This is a genomic window from Desertibacillus haloalkaliphilus (genome assembly GCF_019039105.1).
In the GTDB taxonomy this organism is placed as follows: Bacteria; Bacillota; Bacilli; order Bacillales; family KJ1-10-99; genus Desertibacillus; species Desertibacillus haloalkaliphilus.
This window is the reverse complement of sequence record NZ_JAHPIV010000045.1, coordinates 1-1,103: the sequence shown is the minus strand read 5'-3', so window position 1 is coordinate 1,103 and position 1,103 is coordinate 1. Positions and strand designations below refer to the sequence as shown.

General features: G+C 51.4%; 1 protein-coding gene. It reads left to right on the top strand.

Annotation, left to right across the window (positions count from 1 at the left end):
- A partial coding sequence (locus tag KH400_RS29555; RefSeq protein ID WP_217227895.1) for a hypothetical protein occupies positions 1-1,103 on the top strand: 1,103 nt, incomplete at both ends.

Below are 1,103 nucleotides of genomic sequence, written 5' to 3'. Positions count from 1 at the left end.
AAAAAAAGAAGGGGGGGGGGGAAAAGGGGGGAGAAAGGAGAAGAAGGGGGGAGAGAGGAGGGGGGGGAAGGAGGAAAAAGGGAGAAGGAGAGGAAGGGGAGGAGGGAGAAAAGGGGGGAGAGGGAGGGGAAAGAGAGGAGAAAAAAAAAAGGAAAGGGGGGGGAAGAGGGGGAGGGGGGGAAGGGGGGAGAGAGGAAGAGAGAAAAAAGGGGGGAAGGGAAAAAGAGAGAAAAAGAAAGAAGGGAGGGGGAAAGGAAGGGGGAAGGAAAAAAAAGAGGGAAAGGGAGAAGGAAAAGAAGGAAGGGAGAGGAAAGGGGAGAGGGGAAGAGAGAAAGGGAGAAAGGGGGAGGAAGGGGAAAGAGGAGAAGAAGAAGGAAGGGAAGAAAAAAGAGAGGAGGGGGGGAGAGGGAAGGAAGAGGGGAGAAAGAGAGGGAAGAAGGGGGGAAAAAAAAAGAAGGAAGGGGAGGGGAGAAAGAAAGGAAGAAAGAGGGGAGGAGAAGGAAGAAAGGGGGAAAGGAAAAAGAGAAGGAAAAAGAGGAAGAGAAAGAAAAGGAGAGGGAAGGAGGAGAGGAGAGAGAAAAGGAAAAAGAAAAAAAAAAGGGGAGGGAAAAGGGGGGGGGGAGGAAAAGAGAGAAGGAGGGAAAAAGAAAAGGAGGAGAGGAAGAGAGAGGGAAAGGGAAGAGAAAAAAGGGAAAAGAGAGGGAAGAGAAAAGGAGGGGAAGAAAGAGGGGAGAAGGAGGAAGGAGGGAAAAGGGAAAAAAAGGAGGAAGAGGGGAGGAAAAGAGAAAAAGGAGAAAGAAGAAAGAGGGAAAGAGAGGGAAAAAGGAAAGGGAGGGAAAGGGGAAAAGAAAAAAGGGAGGGGAGGGAAAGAGAAAAGGAAAGAGGGGGAAGAAAAGGAGGGGGAGAAAGGGGAGGGGGGAAAGAGGGAGGGGGGGAGAAGGAGAAGGGGAGGGAAGAGAAAGGGAAAGGGGAAGAGGAAGAGGAGGAGAAGGAGAGAAAGAGAGGAGGAAGAGGGGGAGAGAGGAGGGGGGAGGAGAAAAGAAAAAGGGGGAGAGAAGAAGGGAGAGGGGGAAGGGAAGGGAAAAAGGAAGGGAGGAAAGAAA